Here is a 6,520-nt window from a genome sequence, read left to right on the forward strand (position 1 = left end):
CCTGCTGACTTGGAAACCACAGACATCAGGTCGTCACTACCGGCTCACGCCGGTTTTAAATAGTCGAAACGCAACAGTCTCAGCCTCTCGTTCAGAACCTCCTTTTGTGCTTCGGTCAGATCGCTCTCGTTAGTGTTCTCGAGCCCATCTCGAATCTGTTCGTTACTGAGGTTCCGAAGTTCAGCTGGGCTGTACTCCGAAAGGTCGGTACCTTCGCTTGCGTTCGTTCCCTCCGTTGTGTTGTTGTCCGTGTCCTGACCACCGACGATCGTCGTAGCACTCGATAAGACAAGTACCACTACAGCGAGCACAACGACAGTCTCCCGGTCAGGTACGCGCATACTCAACTACTCCTCTCAGCCACCGAGAAACGGAATACAGCCTGCAGTGGGATCAAGCGGGCTGAATCCGAAAATCCAGCTGAAAAACGGAATAGCAACCGCAAGCAGGATAATGCTCTGCAGGGACCGACTGGACATAGCGTTCATCATGGCAACCATGCGTCCTGATATGGCGAGCGGACGACCGGCAGCAGACAGCAGCAATGCTCCCAGCACGGCTGCGACAGCGATGATAACGATGGCGCTCAAGACGCCCTCAATGAGTCCACCCATAGCTGTTGTGCAGAATCCACCAGCGTCCTGGGCGAGAACAGGCTGAACGAACGCAACTCCACCGATGGCTAGCGAATATAGCGCGATACGGACCCGAGAACTGCTTTCAGTGGGGCGGATTTTGCAAACCATACACCTGTTTGGTCGAGAGTTTGTCTCTCGAGTGCTGCGGCTGTCCATGGTCGGATCTCCTTGACCGTCCGATAGCATTCGTCCACTACCAGGGGGACTGGGTCAACCAGTCATCAATCCCGTGAGCGGATGACATGCTCTCTCACGGGCTTGGTATTAGCTCTGCTTACAACAGCCCCCAATTGTCGTTTCCTCTGGAAAAGTGTACCCGTCTCAAGGTTAGAGTGACATTAAACCATAATTTGACTACCCTGTAGGATTAATTCCATTCCCAAGGTTGAGGACCGTCTCTTTCCGTGGATTTCGTTATCTAGGTTCTGCTCGACCTATCTTGTCATCTCCAACACACTCAATGAGATGTTGTGGCCGACGGGTTCGATAATATATCTCTCCACAAATAGAACATTTCTCTATATTCACCTTAGAGTGGCTCTGTCCATCTTTTTCCCTGGTAGGGACGGTCTCATAGCATGATTTGCAGAACGTGGTATTTTGCAGTTCAGCGTCATCACGTAATACCCGAATGTACCTAGCATTATTTCGGCCAGCATCGCATGCTGGTTGGGGATGACCATTCTCATCTTCACCGCCATAGAGGTGCATCGAGACCTCTTTGTGACCGATGCTCAAGGAGACGAGGACTATCGGCAGCATGGTCTGCTCGCACCGTGCTACCATCGCTAGGCTCCACTTTGATTGATTACACAGCGACCTAATGTGTTATAGCGATGGTGCTGCTGATTGCTTGCGAACGGTTCACCTATACCGGAAATTGGGCCAAGGGATGGCATGCATAGTACACTTCTCCTTCGTGATGGACGAGAAGCATCTGAGTCTAACAGCCATGAGATAGCCGCCGCTGCAGGGCTTGGTTCTGCAGCTGAGCAAAGCGTTTGGCATGTTCCTCCGATACGATCTCTACCCTCATCACGCGAGTAGTTGTACTGTGGGAACCACCTTAAGTACAAAGAATTGTTTCGTATTCTCGGAGAGAACTAACAACGTCTCCTCCAGAGACTCATCAAATGTTTTAGTAGGGATCGTACAAGTTGGTTTCCTAATGCGACCACTAATAACATGGATGTCGCCAGCTGACAACGCTATACTAGATTTTCTATCAGGACACCAGATTGAGGATTTTTGTGCGCCTCCTAAGGTGGTCGCAGTTAACACAGATGTATCAGCAAGCCATGTTCGAAAACGTGTGTTGAAACTACACAAGGCCGATCTTCTCAGGAAGCTCAATACTCCCCAAGGATACTACCAAGTTACAGACTTCGGAAGGCGCTATCTTACTGGTGAAATAGACATGAAAGAAGGGGAGCGATTAGAACGATTCGATAGCACTACCAAGCTTGGTTAGAGGTGGGCGAAAGTTTATCGCCTTGTGCTATAGTAGAGAGTCATATAGTCTTGTTATGGCCTCACAGTCGTTGGGACTCCGAGCGCGTTTTAGCTATCGGATAGAGACGATTGTGGGAATTGTACTCACGCTCCTTGGAATTGGGTTTCTGATCGATGTGCGCGTTATCACAGGATTGGTTTGGGTATACACAGGCTTATTTCTTATACCTCGAACTCGTCCACTAATGAGTTTCAACGTATTTGCTCGTCGAAATGCAGGATTTGTAGCGAGCATGGTTTTCTTCTTACTTTTTATAGTTGCACTTAGCATGAGTGTCTAAAACACCTATGATGGTTATCACACTCGGAGCATTGCAGAAAGTAGCAACACGAAGCATAGTGCTAGCAATAATATAAATCCACCTACACTCACTAACCCCATCACCCCCAAAATGAGCGCAACAACTGCAGAGATGACGGTCGCTGCACCTCTACGTTGACCCCGACGAGACGAAACAAACGAAAAGTTCCCAGTCGGAGCTGAGAGATTCATCGCCGAGAGATTCCCCGGTGCACCCACAGGACCGGTCACAAGCTGACTCTCCGTACAGTTCGGACCATAGCCGACGTTTTGCGCTCGGGCACCGTCAATCTCGTCTGGGCTTGCACGAGGAGTTCTGATGCAACTGTCCAGGATCATCGAGTTCGGTCGACCACGGACGTCGACCGCTGCTGAATCCATCTGGTCGCCTTCGATCTCGACGTTTCGAATCTGGATATCGTGAGGGCCAGGCGGTGCAGGATAGTAGCCATTGCCGTCGGGATAGTTGGCCAGGATAGCCGGCGTGTCGGTGATGCTCTGATACCGAAGGCGACAGTTGTCGATGAGGCCTCTACCGACGGTGCCTTGGATGCGAATCAGCCCGTTTACGCCCCCACAGCGGTAATCATCGAGCCTCTGGACGTTGTAGGCTTGGAGATCGAGATTCTCCAGAGTGGCTGCGGCCTGTGTTCCCCGTCCCTCGGATCGCACGCCGTTGAGACCCTGTATCTCACCAGGTCTGTACGGCCCTGGCATTTGATCGAGCGGGTACTCTTCCTGGTTGAAGTAAATCGAACAGCCGTTCGCGTACGAATCTTCCCCCGCGATGCGGATCGAGGCGTTGTTGTTATTGACGAACTTCCCGCCGATGACCTGCACGGGGCTGGGCGTCCGACTGGCGTAGATACCGTTTTCCCAGCCGTGGAGTTCGGGGTTGATGATCTGTATCGTCGTTCCCGGTGAGGTGCCGATGCCGGCCCAGATCCCGGGCGCACCGTTTCCGGGAGCGACGAATCCCTCGGGTGGTGTGCAGCTATTCGCCCAGGAGTGTGCACCGGCGTTGCCACCGCCAAGCGCCCGGTAGTTCTCGACGCGAACGTAGCTCTCACCGTTCCCATCGATACGCAACTGAATCTGTGGCTTCCCGGCGTGGTCTTGCAGCGTACGCTCTGAGACGACGCCGACTCGAGTGACGTTGACCCATTCGATGGTGCCGTTCTCGGGGCGAAGCAGAACCGAGGCGACTGCACCGGGCGCACTTTGATCGATAGTGATACCGTCGATACGGATGCGGGAGCCGATGAACTGCAGCGCCGCATGGACGCCTTCGTCGAGGACGAACCGTGTGTTCGAACCGACGATCCCGAAGGCTCCTTCCACAAAGAGGTTCGTCCGCCCACCCGCGATTCGATATTCGCCCGAAGGAAAGCGCAGGAGGGTATCGTCCAATCGTCCGGCCGCTGCCGCGTCACCGAGCGCTGTATCGACCGGTTCACCGCTATCGAGACCGAGATACGCAACTGCATCCACTTCCTGTGCTGGGTTGAATGGACCCTGCTGCTGAAGGGTCAGCCGCTCCTGTGTAGCGATGTCCTGGTAGGCGGAACGACTCGGGTAGCCTGCCCGTTCGAAGTTCCCGGCCCGTTGGGAAAGCGAAGGATTGGGAAGGTCATCGGGGGTGGGTACGTCCGTTGCAGTCAGCCCTACTTCGCCCTCGTCGCCTCCGCGACTGAGGCTACCCAGACCGACAGCACCGCTTGCTTTGAGAAACGCTCGGCGAGTCGGATTCGCTGCTCTCGCTTCGCGTCTTTTGGCTCCGGCCTGCATCGGTTCACCGTCGGCATCGCTCACGGAGGCCGATTCGGACGAGAGGCCGTCGTCGCCCTGTGGAGCACCTGTTTGACTCATGATTCGATTCTTGCGAGAAAGAGGACCATGACAGCAAGCAGGCCGATAGCGGCGAGATAGAGTGGATTCGGAAGGAATGCCAGTGGACCACTCGTGCCGGTATCGATAGCTGTCTCGTTGGATTGCTGTGTGGACACCGGTTCAGAGGCCGTCGTGTCTTCGCTGCTGGCTCGCTCTCCCTGCTCGTTAGCCACTGTTATGGCCGTGGGTTTCGAGCGGGTGCGTGTCTTCACGCTACTCTCGGCATCCGTCCGCGAGTGGCGCGTCTCGACGGTCGCCTGTGCGGTGACCAGCGTGCCGTTCGCATCCACGTAGCTCGGGTCCTCACGTCCCTCGGTTGCGACGAATTCGAACGTACCGCTCTGGCCAGTATCATATCTGGGAACTGCGACGAGCAGCTGTCGCCCCTGCAGACGGGTTTGATTCTGCTCGGTGCCTGAGGCCCCGTCCATTGGAATCGTGACGTTTCGGTGAGTGCCTGGAGCGAGTCGTTTCGAGACGCCGATGGTGCTCTCGATGCTCTCGTTTCGTGGTGGGAGGTAGGCTGCGGTGTGGATACTCACGTACCCGCCGCGCGGAAGCGTGATCGAGTCAACGGTAACGGTCCTGTTGGCAGCCATCTGGTCGGGAAAGTGGATGGCGACGCGTTCAGCATCGGTGTGACCGTCAGCATCCGCACGGGAGCCTTCGACGGTCACGAACGCGGTATCTTCGACCGGGTGGCGAACACCGCCGTAGGGATGATCGACCGATCCCTCGGCCCGATAGTAATCCAGTTGGTGGTTGTCGTTTGAATCGCGATGGACGGTCGCTGCGACCCGATCGGAGACGTTCAGTCGCGTGTAGTCGTCAACGGTGCCTGGCACCTGGGTCGAAACGGTGAGCGTCACGTTCTCGTGGGTACCAGCCTTGATATACTCGGAGACAGCAACCGAGTCGGCGACCCCATAGCCCTGTAGATAGTCGCTTCCGTGAAGGACGACGAACCCGCCTTCGGGAACAGTGACGGACCGAACGACGATCGTCGATCCGTTCGTGGTCTGGTTTTCGAGTTCGATCGAAGCGTTCGCTGTCGCCTGTGAGTCCGTGGTTGCGACGGGGCCGATCAGTGCGCCAGCTGCGAAGCCAGTCTCAACGAAGACGACAACAAGAATGACCGATATCAGCAAACAGGAAACTCGAGCGAGCCGTGAATCCGACCTCGGTTCACGAGAATTCCCTTCCCGTTCATGGCCGTCAGCAGCCATACGGAATTCGAGCGTGATTGAGTACAAATATCTGGTCGTGTCGCAAAGCGGTCTAGACTTCGGTAGCAACTGACTCCTCTCAGGAAGGGGTTGTCTCTGGTGACCAAACCGAGACCACCCCATGCACGCTGAAATCAACGTGCGGTTCGAACTCAGTACCGATGACGACAAAACCATACCGCTCGCCGCACTCGCCGAGTTCGTCACCGACCAGAACATCGAATCGGTACTTCTCGAAGAACTGGTCGAGAGCCTCGACGCGAGCCGCGTCGAGGCGCTCTGTGGCGAAAAATACGCTCACGGCAACGGTGACCAGCGGTTCCAGCGCCGCGGCACCGACCCCCGCACAGCCGTTACAACCGCCGGCGAGCACGAGTTCGACCTCCACTACGTCGAAGATACAGCCGCTGACCACGACGAACCGAGCTATCTTCGGCCCGTCGAAGACGTCATCGACTTCGACGGGCAGAACCGCTATCAACAGGATATCGCGGCCAAGAGCGTCGATCTCGCTACCTCTCTCAGCTATCGAGATGCCGCCGATCACGGCGACGGCTTCGTTTCGATGCCGTCGCCAGACACCATCAACCGCCGTGCCAAAGAATACGGCAGCAAACTCAAGCAGTTCCTTCCTAACTGTGTTGCCGGAACGGACGCTGACGCTATCATCGCCGACGGAACGAAATGTCACAGCCAAGACGAAGACCGCTCGTACCACTCTGTTCAAGCAACGCTCGGCGAGGATACTGCTGGGGGCTCGCGATCCCTGCTGGATCTGTCGATCAACGCTAACTGGGACGAGACAGCGGCCGCTCTCGATGACATCGGCGCAGTCACTGACGACGCTTAGTGACCAAGGGAAGTTATGGGCATAGAGTGAGACGGTGACACAATGAGTAGCGATCGTCGAAAAGGGATTGTTCGGCATCTGACCGAAGAAGATCTTGATCGGC

4 protein-coding genes and 1 pseudogene are annotated in these 6,520 nt (G+C 55.6%); 1 reads left to right on the forward strand and 4 read right to left on the reverse strand.

The genetic code is table 11. From position 1 onward, the window contains the following. Positions 1 to 44: 44 nt before the first annotated feature. The 4 genes from ACQUQO_RS17745 to ACQUQO_RS17760 all read right to left on the reverse strand — a co-directional run bounded on the left by ACQUQO_RS17745 (position 45) and on the right by ACQUQO_RS17760 (position 5,489). The gene (locus ACQUQO_RS17745) at positions 45 to 341 is read right to left on the reverse strand and encodes a hypothetical protein (protein WP_435079913.1); all 297 of its coding nucleotides are present in this window, start codon (positions 339 to 341) and stop codon (positions 45 to 47) included. Positions 342 to 356: 15 nt separating this feature from the next. Next, positions 357 to 614, reverse strand: a complete 258-nt coding sequence (locus tag ACQUQO_RS17750) for a hypothetical protein (RefSeq protein ID WP_435079915.1) — start codon at positions 612 to 614, stop codon at positions 357 to 359. Positions 615 to 2,448: 1,834 nt separating this feature from the next. Further along, entirely contained in the window at positions 2,449 to 4,320 is a 1,872-nt protein-coding gene (locus ACQUQO_RS17755; RefSeq protein WP_435079917.1) for a hypothetical protein, read from the reverse strand. Then, positions 4,317 to 5,489, reverse strand: coding sequence for a DUF7282 domain-containing protein (locus ACQUQO_RS17760; protein WP_435079919.1), 1,173 nt, complete (start codon positions 5,487 to 5,489; stop codon positions 4,317 to 4,319). The genes ACQUQO_RS17755 and ACQUQO_RS17760 overlap by 4 nt, the downstream gene beginning before the upstream one ends. A gap of 199 nt (positions 5,490 to 5,688) precedes the next feature. Here ACQUQO_RS17760 and ACQUQO_RS17765 point away from each other — a divergent pair. Further along, positions 5,689 to 6,414 (forward strand): annotated as a pseudogene (locus ACQUQO_RS17765) (ISH6 family transposase); the annotation flags it as partial. Between the last annotated feature and the right edge of the window lie 106 nt (positions 6,415 to 6,520).

The sequence above is a fragment of the Halococcus sp. AFM35 genome (genome assembly GCF_051195015.1).
Classification (GTDB): Archaea; Halobacteriota; Halobacteria; order Halobacteriales; family Halococcaceae; genus Halococcus.